Genomic DNA, 16,344 nt, shown 5'->3' with positions numbered 1-16,344 from the left:
TCCTCTCCGGCGGGTCAGGCAGTAGGCCAGCCCGCCGGATCTGCGCTGTCGAGCTGCCGGTCCCCCAGCCCCGCACCGATCCAGCCGGCCAACTCCAGAGGATCCGGGATGACCGCGGCCGGTCCGCGTGACCGCAGCCCGTGGAGCACGGCCAGGACGAGTTCCGGCCGGCCCAGTAGGGCCCGCGTCACCGGATCGCCGGGCTGGTCGACGTGGGCGAGGCCGAGACCCACCCAGCCGTGCACGCTGAATGGGTCCCGCCGCAGTTCGCCGAGGTAATCGGCACGCGCCCGTTCGACGTCGCCGGCCACGAGGGCCAGGTCGGCCGGGGTGGCGCCGGCCACCGTCGCACCAACATCGTCGGGCTGGGCGGCCAGCCGGTTGAAAGCGTCCGGGTCGAACAGCAGGTACCGGCTCAGCACGGCCCGCGCGTCGAGCAGGCCCACCGGCGGTTCGGCCCGCACCTTCGCGGTGCCGACGGCGTGGACCGCGTCCGCTGCCCGGGTACCGCGCCGCCAGGCTGCCGCGAGCGCGTCGTGGTCGGCGCGGTCGAGGACGATGTTGTGACCCCGCCACAACGCGTGGTGGTCCACGGCGGCGGCGTGCGCCACATCGCCGGCGGCGACCGACACGGGCTCGTCCTGGCATGCCGTCAGCTCCGCGGACAGGGTGTCGACAAACCGCTGACCATGCCCGGTCAGCCGACCGGACGCCGCGAGCACCCGCAGGATGCTCAGGGTCTGTCGCCGCCACAGCGCGAACTCGAAGTCGGCGGCTGCCCGCTGCCCCGGCGCGGCCCGCCGTCGGTGGACCCGCCAGAACTGGGTGATGCCGGCGAACGCGTACGCACCCTGTAGCAGGCCGGGAAGCGGCCTGGGATCGTCCCGCCAGGGGGCGTAGTAGCGGAGGCGGCCGTCGGCCTCGCAGAGGGTGAGCAGGTGGGTCAGGGCACCGAGCTTCTGATGCTGGGACTCGTGCACCAGGGTCACCGCCAGTTGCAGCGGGTCGTCGGGTCGGGAGAGCAGGATGCCGCCGAACGCCTCGGTGCCGGAGGCCGACAGCGGGCGGAACCGCTCGCGGGACGGCACCGGCGTGAAGGTGCGCACGATGCCGCCGATCGCCTCGGCGGGGCCGGGTTGCTCGTCGACCAGCAACGCCCAGGCGCGGGCGAGGTCCGCGCGCCAGCCGGCGATCTCGGACTGCGACAGCTGGTGCGGCGGCGTGGGGCCGCGCAGGTCGCGGTACAGGTCGCGGTCGAGCAGTTCGACCCGGAGCCCGGCGCCGCCCGCGCGGACCTCGATGACGACGGGTTCGTGCCAGTCCGGGTCGCCGGGTCGGCACCGTACGGTGCGGGCGCCGGTCTCCAGGTCGACCTCTCCCCCACCGTGCGCCCGGACCCGGACGACGTCGACCTTCGGCGGTACCGACGCGGCGCCCACGGTGGGCAAGACCGCCGTCCCGTGCCGCGCCGGGATGTCCAGTTCGAACGAGAGGCCGGCCCGGACGGCACTCGCCGCCGCGAGTGCGTGCAGGTAGCCGACGTCGGGCCAGGACGGCGCCGGGTCGCGGCTAGTACGCAGCTGGCGCAGGGTGTGTGCGGCCCAGCTGCCGACCTGCGGCCGGGCCAGGATGTCCTCGGTGATCTCTGGTGCGGCGCCGTACGCCCGGACCAGCAAGTCCCAGGCGTCGCTGGCGGGGGCGAGCGGACCGCAGGCGTCGGCCCGGTTGGCGCAGATGTCCAACAGGGCCCGCAGCACGATCAGCCGCCAGCTGCGCTCGGAACGCCAGAGCGCCGCGATGCTCTGGTCGTCGCCGGCCCCGGTGGCCAGGGCGTGGAAGTGTGCGTGTGGGAGGCGGGTCGGACCTAACGGGGGGGAATCAAACGACATGCTCCTCCGAATCCGGCCCGGCGGACCGTATCCGGCTCGGGAAGGAGCCGCTGTAGCCACTGATGCTGCCCCCCGAGTCAGCGACCCTTTCCGCTACCCGCGAGATCGCCGCAGTCATGCCGGTGGGGTCAAGGGATCGCAGCGTCGCCACGGTCACCGCCGACAAGTCAGGCAGCTCAGACTCGATACCGGCGAGGCGTTCCTCCATGTACGGCAACCCCCAAGTGATGACAGTCGATAGCGACATTATTACGTACCGCTGCATGCGGCGAAAGCGGCGAGCGACGGGCACCACAGGATGAAACGGGTTCCCGGCTTCCGATGTGGACGTCCGGCGAAACCCGCGCCGGGCGGTCAGGGCTTCGGTACCAGCCGCGCGGCGGCGTTCTCGACCCGGGTCATCGCGGCCTCGTCGGTGGCGAAGAAGCGGACCGCCTCGACGAGTTCGGACAGGGCACCCGGATACCGCAGGCAGGTCCGCACGACACTGATCGCGTCGAGCCGCGCCGCGCTGCTACGCCGGATGGCCGCGTACACCTGGCCACGCAGCAGGCTCAGGATCTCCTCACGGTCATTCGGCCGCAGGAACTCCGGTACCTCGAGCAGTGCCTCCACGAACGGACGCAGCAGGGCCGGGGACGGCGGCGCCGGAGCTGGTGGCGGCGCGCTCCCGGCCGCGGCCCCGTGCAGGACCAGGCCCTCGTCGCCGAGGGCGTTGCGGTGCCAGAGGTAGGTCGGGGTCTGCGCGGTCAGCCCGTTCGCCCGGAGCGCGGCGAACCGCTCCCGCAGCAGGGCCATGAGCCGCTCCGGCTGCGCGAGGCCGCCGGCCTCCCCGCCGTCGAGCAGTCGCAGGACCTCCCGGCTGAACAGCCCGGTACGCCGCACACCCAGGTTGGCCGCGACCTGGCCGAGACCGGCGGCGAACAGGACGTCCTGCTGGCGGCCGGCGACCGGCGCGCCAACGGGAAAGGTCTCGCTGCCGGGCACGTGAGCGCCGTCCGGTCGACCGTGCAGCTGGCACGCGTCGATGATCCACACCTGCCGGTCGCATGCCGGTACGAGGTCCGAGGCGTACGAGGCGAGCATGGCGTCGAGGTCGAGGGAGCCGGCATCGGTGACCGTGGCATCGGCGTAGTAGAGCTGCCGGTGCCGGTCGGTGTCGACCTGGCCGTGCCCGCCCCAGATCACGTAGAGGATCGGCGCCCGCCGCGCCGGCAGGTCGCGCAACAGCACCTCGCGTACGGTCGCCCGGTCGGCCGGACGCCGCACGACTCCCGGCGCGAGGGCGTCCGGGCCGGGATCGGGCGAGGACAGCACTGTCACCTGCCCGGGCGGCACGTCCCGGGCCACGAACCAGCGAGCGAACCGGACGGCGTCGTCGACCGGCCCGGCCAGGCTCCACTCGGGGCCCGCCGCGTACCGGTCGATACCGACCACGACCACGTGCACATCGCGCGGATCGCGGTCACGGTCCATCGTTCACCCCTCATCTGCGGTGCGGTCGGTGAGCCGTTCCAGGGCGGTCCGGGATCCGGTGCCGGTCGGTCCGCACCGCGGGGCACCTGTGCCGGTTCCGCCGGGGACTCCCGCCACAGTAGTGAGCGGTGGGCCTGCCGGCCACCCGCAGCGCCGGACGGCGGCCCCGGCCCGACCGGCGGTTTCGGTCGCGCCTTCGGCGCGATCTCCCGGTTCCGTCGCACCTCGGCGCGATCTGGCGGGCTCGGCCGCGACCCGGCCCGATCTGGCGGGCGCCGGGACGGGTGGGAGACCCGCTTGCGCCGGTGCCGCGGCGCGGGGCAAGGTCTGTCCATGATCTCGTACCGAAAGGGCGGCGACGCCCAGGCGCAGTGAGCGCCCCAACGCGGCGCGACGACGCCGCGAAACCATCGCACGCCGTGCGCGGCGGCAACCCGCACGAGCTGTGGCAGCAGGCCATCCGGATCCGCCAGGAATGGCTCGACCACGCCCTGTCCGCCCAGCCGGCCGACACGTCCACCGCCGAGCGGTGCCTGGCCGCCGTCTACGCCAGGGCGGGCCGGCCGCGACCCCGGTTCGAGTGGGTCGACTCGCCGGACAAGGCACGCCCGCTGATCACCGGCTGGCCCACCCTCGACCAGCTCTCCGCCCGCATCCGGGCCCCTCGGCCGCGCGGCACACCACCGCTGGCGTGCGACATCGCCATGGTCGTCTCCCAGTTGCGCGGCGCGCTGAGCGCGGGCGTCACGCACACCGACCCCGAACTGTCACCCCTGCGCGCGGGGCGCACCAAGGAACCGCGGCCCGAACTGACGCCGGCCCAGGCGTTCGACCGGGGCGCGCCGCTCGCCGTGGTGCTGCACCAGGGGGTACGCACGGCCCTGCACCGCAGCCTCGCGCACGGGTTCTACCTGCCCGTGCGGGCCGCGCTCGCCGGCGACGGCCCGGTGCCGGTGTGCTGGTACGGGCAGCAGGACGCGTCCTGGATCGCCTACTACGACATGCTGCACCGGCTCGGTCTCGCCCGGTACGGGCCGGACGAGGCCGCACACCTCGACGTCTGGGCAGGGCTGGCCCGCTCCTGCGGCTGGTGGTGGCCCGGCGAGGACGTCTGCGTGGTGGTGAACCGCCCGCAGGAGATCCGTACCGAGCCGGTACCCGGCACGGCGCACGACCAGATCCGACTGTCACCTCGCGGCGTGCGCTACCGCGACGGCTGGCAACCACTCCTGAGCAGGTGACCTGAGTCGCCGGCCGGGATCGGCACCGCTGCCGGTCCCGGCCGGCGCACCCTCCGCGCCGGCCCGCTTGCCGGCCCGCTGCACCATGGGCTCGGCGAGAGAGGAGCTGCCCATGAGGCGCCGTCCGGTGCGCAGGCGACCGCGCCGTCCGTCGCCGGCCCGAGCGAGGCACGCTGACGGACTGGCTGCAGGGCGTCTCGTCCCTGCTCGCGGTGCTCCTCGCGGCCCCGGCGTTGGTGGTGGCGATCGTGACGTACCGCGATCAGCAGCAGATCAACCGGGCGCAGCTGGACCTGACCCGGCTAAAGCGCCAGCGCTACGACCAACGCTTCGCGTCGCGCGTGGCCGCGTGGCAGGTCAGACGCGCGCCCACCTCCCCGAAGGACCCGGTGGACGTGCGGGTGCAGAACCGGTCGCCGGTTCCCATCAAGCGGCTGTACATCGAGGCCCGCTCCGAAGACGAGCCTGAGTGGCGCGACGGCCCATGGACCTTCGAGGCCTCGGTGGACGTACCTCCCTGCTCACTCCTGACGTTCCGGCTGCACGGCACACTGAATGGACGGCTCCTGGCGGTCCCGATGATGCGGATCAGCGTCGTGCTCTGGTTCGTCGACCCAGTCGGTTACTGGCAGGTCGGCGCGCACGGGGTGGTGCCGGCCCAGGCGGACGACTTCACCGCCTTGCCCAAGCGGGGCCGGGGCGGGAACGCCTCGACCACCGTCGGGTTCACCGCCACCGGCAACGGCGCCACGCCGGCCAGCAACCTCACCTGCACGGGCCCGCAGGGCGGTGGGTCCGCCCGCAGGAGGCGGGCGCGCGAGCCGCCGGGCCACGCCGCCTCGAAGCGCCCGGCCGGTGCCCCCTCGGCCGGGTCGCCGCCGGTGAGCCGCCGCGAACGCCTCGGGGCACCCGGCCCTGCGCCCCGCTCCCCAGGGACCGGCTACGTGACGCGGTAGGCGGTGTAGCGCACCCGGTCGGCCTCGCGGATCGCGGACGCCACGAAAACGCTCTGCTCCAGGACCGCCAGCGCGGGCACCGAGGTCTCCAGCCGTACGCCCAGGCGGAAGTAGTACTCGGCGGGGTCGACCGGCTCGCCGCGGAGCAACGCTTCGAGGATCTCCGGGCGTCCGCTGCGGACGCCGAACGTACGGAGGTAGATGTGGCCACCGTCGGCGGTGCGCGCCGAGTAGCGTGTGTCGATCTCGATGGCGCCGTCGGGGCGGACCACTTGCCAGTCGGCGCCGCCGGGGAGGATCTCCGCCTCGAACAGGCCGGTGATCTGACCGCCGACGATGGGCACGACGCGGCGGTGGCCCGCGCGGGTCACCCCGTGGTCCTGCAGCGCGCCGAGCCGGGCCGCCACCTCGAACGCGGCCTGCAGGCCGGGAACCGCGGGGGCGCTCACCGGGTCCCGCGCGGCGGCTCGACGTGGCGGCGGCGGAACTCGATGGGGCGGCGGCCCCGGTTGAGGCGTACTCATGGGGTGTCTTTGGTGTGCGCGAGGGCGTCGCGGAGGCCTTCCAACGCGGGCACCGCGGCGGCGAGGGCCGCCCGGTCCGCCGCCGACAGGGTGGCCGCGGCGCGGGCGACCAGGTCCCCGCTCACGAGGTCGAAGCGGTCGAACAGGTCGAGGGCCTTCGGGGTGGCGAGGACCTCGACGTGGCGGTGGTTACCGGGACGGGGGCGGCGCTGGACGAGACCGTTGCCTTCCATCGTAGTGAGGAGGTTGCTGACCGTCGAGCGGCTTAGCCGGAGTCGTTCGGCCAGCTCACCGGGACCGGACACGGTGCCCCGGGGCAGAGCCCGCACGATCTCGATCTGCGAGTCCGGAATCTCCGGCAGCTGCTCGGCGGCCCGGGCGGCGGCGAGCAGCGTGCGGCGCAGCGGTGAGATCACCGACGCCAGTCGCGCCGCGTCCAGCTCGGTCGCTTCCGGCCCGGTCACTGTAGAACGCCCGAGAAGACCGTCGGCGTCAGGGAGGGCCGTTCGTTGAGGTCGGCGGGCAGGAAGCCAGCCGCCTTTTTGTAACCGGTGGCGATCTCGTTGAGCTCGTCCGGGGGGATGACGTCGTGGATGTGCGCGAACCCGTCGGGGGCCCGCTCGTGAGCGAGCACCATCACCTGCTCCGGGCCGTGCCGCCGGTTACTCAGCACGAGCGCGGTGGTCGCCGGCCGCCGGTCGGTCTCGTAGGCGTCGAGCGCCTGCCGGACCGTCGAGGCGGTCGCGAGGTGGAAGGCGAGCGTCCGGGCGTCCAGGATCGCCTGCGACGCCCCGTTGGAACCGTTCGGGTACATCGGGTGGGCGGCGTCGCCGAGCAGTGTCGTGTTCCCATGGGTCCAGGTGTCGATCGGGTCCCGGTCCACCATGGGGTATTCGAGGATCTCGTCGGCGGCGGCCAGCAGTGCCGGCACGTCGAGCCACGGGAACCGCCAGCCGGCGAAGAGTGCGACGACCGGCGCGGGGTCGACGGTCCGGTTCCAGTCCGCGTTCGGCCCGGCGAAACCGGGACCGCGCCGCTCGGCCACCACGTTGATCAGGCCGGGAGCGATCGGGTACGCGACGAACTTCTGCTCCGCGTCACCGGCCATGATCATGGTCCGTCCGTCCAGGAAGCCGGGTGCCCGCACCGATCCCCGCCACAGCGTCAGCCCGTTCCAGACCGGCGCTCCCTCGCCGGGATGATGGTGCCGGCGCAGTATGGAGTGGATACCGTCCGCTCCGACGATCAGGTCGCCCGTGACGCGGACCTCCCCGGCCGCCGTTTCGAAGCGGGCGACGCCGTCCTGCACGCCGACGAGCCGGTGACCGGTGTGCACCGCGTCGGCGCCCAGCCGGTCCCGCACCACGGCGAGGAGTTCCAGCTGGAACCGGCCGCGGTGCACGGAAAGCTGCGGCCAGCGGTATCCGGCGTCCAGCCCGCGTGGCTCCCTCCAGATCTGCTGGCCGCGCCGGTTGTAGTAGGCCAGCGCGCCGGGGGCGACCCCCAGCCCCGCCACGCGCTCGCCGAGGCCCAGCTCGGTCAGCTCGCGAACCGCGTGCGGGAGGAGGTTGATGCCGACGCCAAGCGGGCGTAGCACGGCGGCGCGCTCGTAGACGGCGATGTCCCGGAACCCGGCCTGGTGCAGGCTGAGCGCGGTGGTGAGGCCCCCGATACCGGCGCCCACGATCACGATCGCCACATCGTCGTCCCCTCCGCGGCCGCCCAACCAACCAACCAACCGCACAGTTTGGTCACCAAATTGTCGCCCGTCAAGGCGCTTCCCAGTGGAATCTTTCGAAGAGAGGCGCCAGGTTAATCGCACCGCCACAGGCGATATTTACATTCTTGACAATCAATCTCGGGTGCATGACGCTGATCGACGCGGTCGGCCGGGCCCGCCGCACCTCACCGGCCCCGCTCCTCGGAAGCACCAGCGCTGCGCACGGAAGGGCTCGTCCATGAAGAAGGTCACCGCCCTCGCTGTTCTCGCCGGCGTCACGATCGCCCTGACCGGTTGTACGGATTCCGACGCCACCGATCCGTCGTCCGGAGCGAGCGGCGAACTGCGGAAAGTCCGCGTGGCGGCGCTGCCCATCAGCGAGACCGCCGCGCTGTGGGCCGGCATCAAGGCCGGCATCTTCCGCGAACAGGGGCTCGACGTGGAGGTGCTGCCCGCCCAGGGCGGCGCACAGGCCATCCCGGCTCTGATCAACGGCGACATCGACTTCGCCATCGGTCAGCCGTTCGGCCCATTCCGGGCCGACCTGCAGAACCTCGGCGTGGTGATCGTCGGAAACTACGCCTCGTCCTACGCCGACGGTGACGACATCAACGCCGTGGTGGCCTCGGCGAAGTCCGGCATCACCCGGCCGGCCCAACTCGCCGGGCGCAAGGTGTCGGTCAACAGCCTGGGCGCCGCCGGAGACGTCACCATAATGGCGGCGGTCGAGAAGGACGGCGGTGACCCCACCAAAATCAAGTTCGTCGAGGTCGCCTTCCCGGACGCGCCGGCCCAGCTCTCGGCCGGCAACATCGACGCCGCCTGGGTGACCGAGCCGTTCATCACTCAGCTGCGCAAACGCGGCGACGTGCTGGTCGTCGAGCCGTACCAGGCCACCGTCCCCGGCCTGGCCACCCTCACCACGATCACGTCGAGCAAGCTGACGGAGTCCGACGCCGCGCTGGTCACGGCCTTCTCGTCAGCCATGAAGAAGACGCTCACCTGGGCCAAGGACCCGGCCAACGAGACGAACCTCCGGCAGGCCATCAAGGACAATCTCGAGCTACCGGACGCGGTCGCGGACTCCGTGCGGCTGCCCGCGTTCGGCTGGGAGCTCGACCGGGCGAGCCTGGAGCAACTGGCCACCCTCGCCCAGAAGTACCGGGTGCTTGACCGGCGGCCCGACTTCGACCGCCTCATCCAGCAGCAGTAGCCCGCCGTGCGTAAGGTCCTGCTGGGCGCCACCGGTCTGCTGGGGTTCCTCGTGGTGTGGCAACTGGTCCCGACGCTGGGACTGGTCGACCCGCAATACCTGCCGTACGCCACGGACGTGCTCGGGTGGCTCGTCCAGGAGCTTCGCGACCTGGCGTTCTGGCGACGGCTCTCGCTCACCATGACGTCGTGGGCCATCGGCCTGACGGTGGCGACGGTCGCGGCCGTCGTCCTAGGGACGGGGATCGGGCTGGTGCCGGTCCTGCGCCGCGCGACGCACACCATTGTCGAGTTCCTGCGACCGGTGCCGTCGGTCGCGCTGATCCCGCTGGCCGTGCTGATGTTCGGCCTGCAACTGCGCGCCGCGCTGGTCATCGTCGTCTACGCCGCGTTCTGGCAAGTGTTCGTGCAGGTGATCTACGGGGTCGCCGACGTCGACACGGTCGCCCGGGACACCGCTGCAAGCTTCGGCCTCACCCGCCGCGAGCGGCTGCGGTACCTCGTCCTGCCGACCGCCCTGCCGTACCTGATGACCGGTCTGCGGCTCGCCGCGGCGGTCGCCCTCATCCTGGCCGTCACCGCGGAGATGGTGATCGGCAACCCCGGCCTCGGGCGCATGATCGAGCTGTCCCGCTCTGCCGGGGACGCAGTCGGCCTGTACGGCCTCGTCGTGGTCACCGGACTACTCGGTCTGCTGGTGAACGTCGTGTTCCGCGTCGTCGAACGCCGCTTGTTGGCCTGGCACCAGTCGGTCCTCGCGGACGAGGTGACCCGATGACCACCGCCGGCGCGGGAAAGGCCCGGCCGCGCGGCCCGATCCTGCGGGCCGTCGAGACCGTCCTGTTCGCACTCGGGCTTCCCGTGCTCACCGTGCTGCTCTGGGGCGTCTGGTCGACCGGATCGACGAACCGGTTCTTCGTCGGCCCGCTCGCCATCCTCGACGCGTTCCGGCGTACCTGGGTCGGCCCGGCGATCATCGACGACGTCCTGCCGAGCCTGTACCGGCTGACTGTCGGCCTGATCGCGTCGGTCCTGCTCGGCGTCGGCGCTGGCGTCGTCATCGGCCGGCTCCGCCCGCTGCGTGAACTGCTCGAGCCGCTGCTGGAGTTCTTCCGCGCGATCCCGCCGCCGGTGCTGATCCCGGTCGGGATGCTCGTGCTCGGCATCACCGACACGATGCGGGTGGTCGTCATCGTGTCCGGCGCCGTCTGGCCGATCCTGCTGAACACGATCGAAGGCGTCCGGGCCACCGACAGCGTGATGCGGGACACCGCCGACGCGTTCCGGATCACCCGGTGGGAGCGGCTGTGGCTGCTGGTACTGCCCGCGGCGAGCCCACGCATCATGACCGGCGTACGGCAGGCGCTCTCGGTGGCCCTGATCCTCATGGTGATCTCGGAGATGTTCGCGTCGTCCGCCGGCCTCGGTTACCGGATCGCCTACTTCCAGCGGAACTACCTGGTCGCCGAGATGTGGAGTGGCATCCTCCTGCTCGGCCTCATCGGCGTCCTCCTCGCGGTGGCCTTCGGCTTCGTCGAGCGTCGGGTCCTGCGCTGGTACCACGCAATGAAGGAGGTCACCCGTGCCTGACGTCAGCGCGCTGCTGAGGGTCGAGCACCTGCGGAAGGTCTATCCCTCCGCCCGGGGCGAGGTCGAGGCGATCGGCGATCTGAGTTTCACCATGCGTTTCGGGGAACTGGTGTGCGTCGTCGGTCCCTCCGGCTGCGGCAAGACCACCCTCCTGAAATGCCTTGCCGGCCTGCTCCGGCCCACCAGCGGCCTCGTCGAGATGGAGGGGTCGCCGGTGACCGGCCCCAGCCCCGCGATGGCCGTGGTCTTTCAGGAGTACGGCCGCAGCCTCTACCCGTGGCTGACCGTCCGAGGCAACGTCGAGCTGCCGCTTCGCCACAAGAAGCTCTCCCGCGCCGAACGCGGCCGGCTGGTCGGCGACGCCCTCGACGCGGTCGGCCTGGCGCAGTCGGCGGGTAGTCATCCGTGGCAGCTCTCCGGCGGGATGCAGCAACGGGTGGCGATAGCGCGGGCCCTCGCATACCAGCCCGAAGTGCTGATCATGGACGAGCCGTTCGCCGCAGTCGACGCGCAAACCCGCGGGGACCTGGAGGACCTCGTACGCCAGCTGCACCGCACGCGCCGGATCTCGACGATCTTCGTGACCCACGACATCGACGAGTCGGTGTATCTGGGCGAACGCGTGCTCGTCCTGTCCAACTCCCCCACCCGAGTGCAGGAGGACCTCGCGATCGATCTCCCGCCCGAGCGCGACCAGCTCACCACTCGGGCCCTGCCCCGCTTCACCGAGCTGCGGACCCGCGTCTACGAGCAGATTCAGCGGGCCAAGCGCGGGCCGGTCCCCCCGGGGCCGGCCCGTCGTCAGTAGACGCCCGTCCGGCTCGGCCCGGACCACAGGCCCGCGATCGGACCGACGGTCATTGAGGACAATGCCACCGGGCACCGGCGTTCGCCCGTCCGCACGGGCCTCGCAGCGGGCGGCGCGGGCCGGCTGGGCACCGACCGGGCAGCGGGGGCGCCGCGCATAATCATTCACCTGGCGACGTTGCCGACTCTGGCCCGATTCTGAACACCGGAGCGCATCAGTGGTGATCCCGTACGAGATGGCGGACGTCGTCCCCGACGTCGCCGGCTCCGTGCGGTTGCCCCGTCGTCAGGCGGGCAGCTCGCCGCAGGGCCTGGCGACGACGTTGATCGCTGACTACACCGCGCGTACGCGGGCCTGGCTGCCCTCGGCGTCGATCGTCGCGCTGCTCGCGGAGACCGGGGTCAGCACCGCCGGCGGCCGCACCGCCATCAGCCGGCTGGCCCGCCGGGGAGTCCTCGAGAACCACCGGGACGGCCGGCGCAGCTCGTACCGGCTGACCCGGACCGCCGCCGACGAACTGCTGGGCGGCGGGGCCTGGATAGCCGGATTCGCCGCCGGGGACGACTCGTGGGACGGGTGCTGGACGCTGGTCGCCTTCTCCCTACCCCAGGAGGCCAACGGTCACCGGCGCGCGCTGCGCGACCAGCTGCGCTGGCTGGGGTTCGCGTCGCTGTTCGACGGGCTGTGGATCTCTCCCGACGCGCTGAACCCGACCGTCGAGAACCGCCTCCGGGCCTTCGGCGTCGGTGCCATGAGTATCTTCCGGGCCCGGCACGTGGATCTGGCGAGCACGAGCGACCGGTCGCCGCTTGAGGCGTGGGACGTGGCCGCCATCGCCCACCAGTACGAGACGTTCATCCAGCGCTGGCGGCCGCTGCTCCCGCAGATCCGGACCGGGCGGATCACCGGCGCCCGCGCGGTCGCCATCCGCACCGAGGTCATGGACACCTACCGGCGGTTCCCCATCCTCGACCCGCAGCTGCCGATCGCGCTGATGCCCGCCAGCTGGCCCCGGGGCCGTGCCCGGGAGCTGTTCGTCTCGGTCTACGACGGCCTCGCCGCGCCCGCCGAGGAACACGTGCGCGCGGTCGTCGCCCGGTTCGCCGACTCCCCCGACCCGGGCATCCGCGCCCACACCACCGGGGATCTCCGCGCGGGCGCCGCCTGACGGCCTGACGCCGCGTCAGCCACGCCCGCCGCCGGTCGCCGGTGCCCGCGCTGCCGCCCGGACCGGCAGGTCGATCCGGGACGGGTGGGCGGGGTCGTGGGAGATCTCCTGCTCCGCCCGGACGGTGGTGGCCGCGGTGGCGGCCGGTTCGCCGGTGCCCGGATTGCGGGCGTAGCGCGGATGCGCCCCCGAGCTGACCTGCACGGCGATCCGGTGGCCGGGGGCGAAGCGGTGGAAGGCCGGCCACAGCGGCACGTCCAGGGTCACGAAACCGTCCCCGTCGGGCGGCGGGTCGGTGGCCGCCGTGCCGACGCTGCCGATGCGGCGGATGCCGTCGCAGACGCTCATCGAGCGGCCGTCGGGGTGCACGTCGCACATCCGCACGAACACATCGGCGCTGGCGGCCGTCGAGCGGAACCGGACCCGGGCGACCGGCTCCCCGGCGAGGACGACCGGGTGTGCCAGCGGTGGGCTGCGGAAGACGACCACGTCCGGGCGGCGTTCGTGGGCGCTGGTGTCGACCGGTCCGCAGCTCGGGCCCATGTCGGGGCCACCGAGCGCCGGTGTGGGCCGATCGGGGTCGTAGCTGTAGCAGGTGGTGCCCCCGGCGGGGATCGCCGGGTCGAGCAGCCCGGACGGGTGCAGGTACCAGCGCCGCGTCGCGGCGCCCGGGGGCGGCCACACAGGTAGGTCGTGCCACTGGTCCGCACCCGTGAGGAAGGCGCGCACGGGCGCCGGCCGGGTCGCGGGAGCGCCGGCGAAGTGTTCCTTGAGGAACGCGATCGACTCGGCGAGAAAGGGGCTCCGCTCACCGCGGTGGCCCCACGGGCCGATGGTCAGCCGGGGCGGGCGGCCGGCCGCGACCAGTTGGGCGTAGTTGCGCAGCTGCCAGGGCAGGAAGATGTCGTACCAGCCGGTGGCCAGGTAGACGGGTGCGGTCACGTCGGGCACCGATGCGGTGTGCGACTGCCGGGTCCAGTAGTCGTCGGTGAGCTTCTCGTGCGCCAGCCAGTCCTGGTACCAGCCGATCGGGTGGCCGACCACTGCGGTGTCGCCGCGAGACAGGGGCAGGACGTCGAGAGCCTCGGCCAGCTTCCGATCCGGGCGCCGTGCGAGCCGCGCCCGGATCAGGGCGCCGCGCGGGCCCCGCAGGGCCATCCGGCGCGACCAGCCGAGCGAGCCGCCCAGCGAGAAGGCGCCGTTGGTCCAGGTGACCGGACCGAGGCCGGCCATGGTGACGTTCAGGCACAGGGCGTCCGGGGCGTTCCCGGGGTCGTCGCGGCACATCCGTCCGGCCACCGCCCACTGGGTGTAGCCGAGGTAACTCTCCCCGTACGTGGCGACGGCGCCGGTGAACCACGGCTGGCGGCGTACCCACCGGTGGGTGGCCATGCCGTCGCACTCCTCGTCGAGCTGGGGCCGGAAGGTGCCTCCGGAGCCGCCCGTGCCCCGGCAGCTCTGCACCAGCACGGTGAACCCGGCCCCGGCCAGCGCAGGCGCGTGGGTGAGCGAGCCGTGCCGGCCGTACGGCGAGCGGACCACGATCGTGGGCAGCGGCGGTTCCCCGGCGCCGACCGGTTGGTACAGGTCGGCGACCAGTTCGACGCCGTCGTCCATCGGCACGCGCAGCCTGCGCCGCACGGTGAACGGGTAGGGCGGCCCCGGGGTCGAGCGGCGGGCACGTCGGAACAGGCCGGCCAGCCGGCGGCGGAGACCGGTCATCGCCCGTCCCTGTTCGGCCTCGGTCGCTGTGGTCAGGAAAACCGCATCACGCCGGCCTGGACGGGGCCGTCCTCGGACGGCTCCGGTTGGGTTCGATCGTATTCGCGCACGACTACCTCCCCTTGGGGCGAGCGACGGTGGGGCGGGGCCGGCGGGGGTGCCGGCCCCCGCAGTGGTGGGCCGGGCACCTCAGCCCTTGAACGCGCCTTCCATGATTCCCTGCACCAGCCGGCGCCCGACGAAGACGAAGAGCACCAGCAGCGGAATGGTGGCCAGGAACGAGCCGGACATGGCCAGGCCCAGATCGATGTCCCGGTTCTGCTGCAGTGCCTTGATGGCGATCTGGGCGGTGTAGTTCTCCGGCGACTTCAGCACGATGAACGGCCAGAGGAAGTCGTTCCAGGCGTAGACGAACGTGAACAGCCCCAGCACGAACGCCGCCGGGCGCACCAGCGGGAACGCCACCCGCCAGAAGATCTGCCAGGTGGTCGCGCCGTCCACCCGAGCGGCGTGCATCAGTTCGTCGTCAATGGTGTTGCCGATGTGCTGGCGCATCCAGAAGATGCCGAACGCGCTGACCAGCCCGGGAACGATCACCGCCTGGAGGCTGTCCACCCAGTTGAGGCGGGAGATGATCAGGTATTGCGGCACCACGGCCAGCTGAGCCGGCACCGTCATGGTCAGCACGACGATGAGGAACAGCGTGTTGCGGCCGGGGAAGGACAGCTTGGCGAAGGCGAAGCCGGCCAACGCGCAGAGCACCGCCTGCCCCACGGCGATGGTGCTGGCCACGATGAGGCTGTTGAGCAGGGACTGCACGAACGGCACGATGGTGAAGACCAGCTTCGCCAGGTGCAGGAAGTTGCCGCCGGGGGTGAGGTGCGGCGGGAGGGTCGTGGCGGTGGCGGAGTCCGTCGTGGCCACCACGAACATCCAGTAGAGCGGGAAGACGCTGACCAGGCTCGTGAGGGTGAGCAGGAGGTAGACCGTTGTCGGGACGCGGTCGGCGTGAGGCCGCCGGGCCCGATTGGGTGCGGCGGTCGAGAGTCCGGGCTTCATGGATGCTCCGAGCGGATGCGGGTGGCCAGCAGGTAGTTGAGGCCGGCGAAGGCCACCACGATGACGAAGAGCGCGACACCGACCGCCGCGCCGTAGCCGAAGTGGAACTGCCCGAAGGACTGTTCGTAGAGGTAGAGGGTGACGGTCTGACACTGCCGCGCCGCCCCGCAGGTGAGCCCGCCCACCGGGTTGGCCAGCAGAGGCTCGGTGAAGACCTGCAGGCCGCCGATGGTCGACGTAACGACGGTGAAGGCGATGATCGGCCGCAGCGACGGGATGGTGATGTGCAGGAACTGCTTCCAGCCGTTCGCACCGTCCGCCGCGGCGGCCTCGAACAGTTCTCGGGGGACCGCCTGCAACGAGGCGAGGTACAGCAGCGTGTTGTAGCCGGTCCACCGCCAGGCGATCATCGTGGCGATCATGACGTGGCTGCCCCACAGCGAGGCGGTGAAATCGATGTGCTCGAAGCCCAGCAGGCCGAGGAACCAGTTGATCATGCCGTAGTCCCGGTCGAACATCTGGGCGAACACGATAGTGGTGGCCGCCACCGAGGTGACGTAAGGAACGAGCACCGACATCCGGAACAACGTGGCCAGCCGCAGCCGCGCGTGGTTCAACACGTGCGCCAGGCCCAGGGCCAGGAGCAACTGCGGCACCGTCGACAGCATCCAGATGCTGAACGTGTTGCGCAGCGCGCCCCAGAAGCGCGGGTCGTGCACGAGGTCGGAAAAGTTGTCCAGCCCCACGAAGCGGTGTTCACCGATCGGATCCCAGTCGAACAGGGAGATGTAGAAGGTGAACAGCAACGGGAAGAGGCCGAAGATCAGGAACAGGATGAAGAAGGGCGAGATGTACGCGTACGGAGCCAGCCGCTCCCGTACGCTTTGCCGGATCTGGCGGTTGCGGCTGGGCCGTGGGAGGTCCGGTGCGGCGGCGGCCGGGCTGAGCATGGTGGTCAAGGCGTCACCTTCCCGACGCG

Annotated in this window: 15 protein-coding genes; 7 read left to right on the top strand and 8 right to left on the bottom strand. The window is 72.0% G+C overall.

Annotated elements, in window-relative coordinates:
* Positions 1–14: 14 nt before the first annotated feature.
* Together OG505_RS06635 and OG505_RS06630 are read right to left on the bottom strand one after the other, a co-directional pair.
* Positions 15–1,889, bottom strand: coding sequence for an HEXXH motif domain-containing protein (locus OG505_RS06635; RefSeq protein WP_405431775.1), 1,875 nt, complete (start codon positions 1,887–1,889; stop codon positions 15–17).
* A gap of 354 nt (positions 1,890–2,243) precedes the next feature.
* Positions 2,244–3,365 (bottom strand): effector-associated domain 2-containing protein, encoded by a 1,122-nt coding sequence (locus OG505_RS06630; protein ID WP_405431773.1) that lies wholly within the window; start codon positions 3,363–3,365, stop codon positions 2,244–2,246.
* 419 nt (positions 3,366–3,784) lie between these two features.
* Here OG505_RS06630 and OG505_RS06625 point away from each other — a divergent pair, with 419 nt between their 5' ends.
* The gene (locus tag OG505_RS06625; protein WP_405431772.1) at positions 3,785–4,606 is read left to right on the top strand and encodes a DUF6745 domain-containing protein; all 822 of its coding nucleotides are present in this window, start codon (positions 3,785–3,787) and stop codon (positions 4,604–4,606) included.
* A 248-nt stretch (positions 4,607–4,854) separates the two neighbouring features.
* Complete coding sequence (locus OG505_RS06620) at positions 4,855–5,562, top strand: hypothetical protein (RefSeq protein WP_405431770.1); 708 nt, start codon at positions 4,855–4,857, stop codon at positions 5,560–5,562.
* Here the strand turns inward: OG505_RS06620 and OG505_RS06615 are convergent.
* From OG505_RS06615 to OG505_RS06605, 3 genes are all read right to left on the bottom strand, one after another.
* Positions 5,547–6,011, bottom strand: coding sequence for a DUF3237 domain-containing protein (locus tag OG505_RS06615; protein WP_405431769.1), 465 nt, complete (start codon positions 6,009–6,011; stop codon positions 5,547–5,549). The genes OG505_RS06620 and OG505_RS06615 overlap by 16 nt on opposite strands.
* A gap of 71 nt (positions 6,012–6,082) precedes the next feature.
* Complete coding sequence (locus OG505_RS06610; RefSeq protein WP_405431767.1) at positions 6,083–6,550, bottom strand: MarR family winged helix-turn-helix transcriptional regulator; 468 nt, start codon at positions 6,548–6,550, stop codon at positions 6,083–6,085.
* Complete coding sequence (locus OG505_RS06605) at positions 6,547–7,785, bottom strand: flavin-dependent oxidoreductase (RefSeq protein ID WP_405431766.1); 1,239 nt, start codon at positions 7,783–7,785, stop codon at positions 6,547–6,549. The genes OG505_RS06610 and OG505_RS06605 overlap by 4 nt, the downstream gene beginning before the upstream one ends.
* Before the next feature lie 259 nt (positions 7,786–8,044).
* On the opposite strand from OG505_RS06605, the gene OG505_RS06600 reads away from it, so the two are divergent.
* The 5 genes from OG505_RS06600 (at position 8,045) to OG505_RS06580 (ending at position 12,584) form a co-directional block, all read left to right on the top strand.
* Positions 8,045–9,019, top strand: coding sequence for an ABC transporter substrate-binding protein (locus OG505_RS06600; protein ID WP_405431764.1), 975 nt, complete (start codon positions 8,045–8,047; stop codon positions 9,017–9,019).
* A gap of 6 nt (positions 9,020–9,025) precedes the next feature.
* The gene (locus tag OG505_RS06595; RefSeq protein ID WP_405431763.1) at positions 9,026–9,796 is read left to right on the top strand and encodes an ABC transporter permease; all 771 of its coding nucleotides are present in this window, start codon (positions 9,026–9,028) and stop codon (positions 9,794–9,796) included.
* Positions 9,793–10,608, top strand: coding sequence for an ABC transporter permease (locus tag OG505_RS06590; protein WP_405431762.1), 816 nt, complete (start codon positions 9,793–9,795; stop codon positions 10,606–10,608). The genes OG505_RS06595 and OG505_RS06590 overlap by 4 nt, the downstream gene beginning before the upstream one ends.
* Entirely contained in the window at positions 10,601–11,416 is an 816-nt protein-coding gene (locus OG505_RS06585) for an ABC transporter ATP-binding protein (protein ID WP_405431760.1), read from the top strand. The genes OG505_RS06590 and OG505_RS06585 overlap by 8 nt, the downstream gene beginning before the upstream one ends.
* A 217-nt stretch (positions 11,417–11,633) precedes the next feature.
* Entirely contained in the window at positions 11,634–12,584 is a 951-nt protein-coding gene (locus tag OG505_RS06580) for a PaaX family transcriptional regulator C-terminal domain-containing protein (RefSeq protein WP_405431758.1), read from the top strand.
* A gap of 15 nt (positions 12,585–12,599) precedes the next feature.
* Here the strand turns inward: OG505_RS06580 and OG505_RS06575 are convergent, their stop codons facing one another.
* From OG505_RS06575 to OG505_RS06565, 3 genes are all read right to left on the bottom strand, one after another.
* Positions 12,600–14,306, bottom strand: coding sequence for a CocE/NonD family hydrolase (locus OG505_RS06575; protein WP_405431756.1), 1,707 nt, complete (start codon positions 14,304–14,306; stop codon positions 12,600–12,602).
* A gap of 189 nt (positions 14,307–14,495) precedes the next feature.
* Positions 14,496–15,365, bottom strand: coding sequence for a carbohydrate ABC transporter permease (locus OG505_RS06570; RefSeq protein ID WP_405431755.1), 870 nt, complete (start codon positions 15,363–15,365; stop codon positions 14,496–14,498).
* A complete protein-coding gene (locus OG505_RS06565; protein WP_405434406.1) occupies positions 15,362–16,315 on the bottom strand; it encodes a carbohydrate ABC transporter permease in 954 nt (317 codons plus the stop codon). The genes OG505_RS06570 and OG505_RS06565 overlap by 4 nt, the downstream gene beginning before the upstream one ends.
* Between the last annotated feature and the right edge of the window lie 29 nt (positions 16,316–16,344).

This window comes from Micromonospora sp. NBC_00617, assembly GCF_045161355.1.
Classification (GTDB): Bacteria; Actinomycetota; Actinomycetes; order Mycobacteriales; family Micromonosporaceae; genus Micromonospora.
This window is presented reverse-complemented; position numbering and strand designations above follow the sequence as displayed.